Origin of the sequence: Leclercia sp. UBA7405 (assembly GCF_037152215.1) — a bacterium.
Taxonomy (GTDB): Bacteria; Pseudomonadota; Gammaproteobacteria; order Enterobacterales; family Enterobacteriaceae; genus Enterobacter; species Enterobacter pneumoniae.
This window is the reverse complement of the sequence record NZ_JBBCMR010000014.1, coordinates 1-1,613: the sequence shown is the minus strand read 5'-3', so window position 1 is coordinate 1,613 and position 1,613 is coordinate 1. Positions and strand designations below refer to the sequence as shown.

Annotated in this window: 2 tRNA genes and 2 rRNA genes; all 4 read left to right on the top strand. The window is 51.4% G+C overall.

Annotated elements, in window-relative coordinates:
• Positions 1 to 653 (top strand): 16S ribosomal RNA (locus WFN75_RS22475); the annotation flags it as partial.
• 70 nt (positions 654 to 723) lie between these two features.
• A tRNA-Ile gene (locus WFN75_RS22470) sits at positions 724 to 800 on the top strand.
• A gap of 108 nt (positions 801 to 908) precedes the next feature.
• A tRNA-Ala gene (locus WFN75_RS22465) sits at positions 909 to 984 on the top strand.
• Between the two features lie 171 nt (positions 985 to 1,155).
• Positions 1,156 to 1,613: ribosomal RNA gene (locus tag WFN75_RS22460) — 23S ribosomal RNA — on the top strand; the annotation flags it as partial.

The following is a 1,613-nucleotide window of genomic DNA, read 5'->3' as shown; positions in this document are numbered from 1 at the left end:
GTACGGCCGCAAGGTTAAAACTCAAATGAATTGACGGGGGCCCGCACAAGCGGTGGAGCATGTGGTTTAATTCGATGCAACGCGAAGAACCTTACCTACTCTTGACATCCACGGAACTTAGCAGAGATGCTTTGGTGCCTTCGGGAACCGTGAGACAGGTGCTGCATGGCTGTCGTCAGCTCGTGTTGTGAAATGTTGGGTTAAGTCCCGCAACGAGCGCAACCCTTATCCTTTGTTGCCAGCGGTCCGGCCGGGAACTCAAAGGAGACTGCCAGTGATAAACTGGAGGAAGGTGGGGATGACGTCAAGTCATCATGGCCCTTACGAGTAGGGCTACACACGTGCTACAATGGCGCATACAAAGAGAAGCGACCTCGCGAGAGCAAGCGGACCTCATAAAGTGCGTCGTAGTCCGGATTGGAGTCTGCAACTCGACTCCATGAAGTCGGAATCGCTAGTAATCGTAGATCAGAATGCTACGGTGAATACGTTCCCGGGCCTTGTACACACCGCCCGTCACACCATGGGAGTGGGTTGCAAAAGAAGTAGGTAGCTTAACCTTCGGGAGGGCGCTTACCACTTTGTGATTCATGACTGGGGTGAAGTCGTAACAAGGTAACCGTAGGGGAACCTGCGGTTGGATCACCTCCTTACCTTAAAGAACCTGCCTTTGTAGTGTCCACACAGATTGTCTGATGAAAATTAGCAGTAAAAAATCTCTGCAGGCTTGTAGCTCAGGTGGTTAGAGCGCACCCCTGATAAGGGTGAGGTCGGTGGTTCAAGTCCACTCAGGCCTACCAAATTCGCCTCCGTGCTGCGTTATGGCGATGCTCACATACTGAAGTATGCTTCGCATCACCATGCCTTGCCCGGAAACGAATTAGGGTAACAGAGATAAGTATTACGATGGGGTTATAGCTCAGCTGGGAGAGCGCCTGCCTTGCACGCAGGAGGTCTGCGGTTCGATCCCGCATAGCTCCACCATCCTTTTACTGCGACAACAAGAAAACTTCAGAGTGTACCTGAAAAGGTGCGCTGCGAAGTTTTGCTCTTTAAAAATCTGGATCAAGCTGAAAATTGAAACGACACACATGTTATGTGTGTTCGAGTCTCTCAAATTTTCGCAATCAGAAGTGAAACATCTTCGGGTTGTGAGGTTAAGCGACTAAGCGTACACGGTGGATGCCCTGGCAGTCAGAGGCGATGAAGGACGTGCTAATCTGCGAAAAGCGCCGGCGAGGTGATATGAACCTTTGACCCGGCGATGTCCGAATGGGGAAACCCAGTGCAACTCGTTGCACTATCGTTAACTGAATACATAGGTTAACGAGGCGAACCGGGGGAACTGAAACATCTAAGTACCCCGAGGAAAAGAAATCAACCGAGATTCCCCCAGTAGCGGCGAGCGAACGGGGAGCAGCCCAGAGTCTGAATCAGCTTGTGTGTTAGTGGAAGCGTCTGGAAAGTCGCACGGTACAGGGTGAAAGTCCCGTACACGAAAACACACTTGCTGTGAACTCGAAGAGTAGGGCGGGACACGTGGTATCCTGTCTGAATATGGGGGGACCATCCTCCAAGGCTAAATACTCCTGACTGACCGATAGTGAACCAGT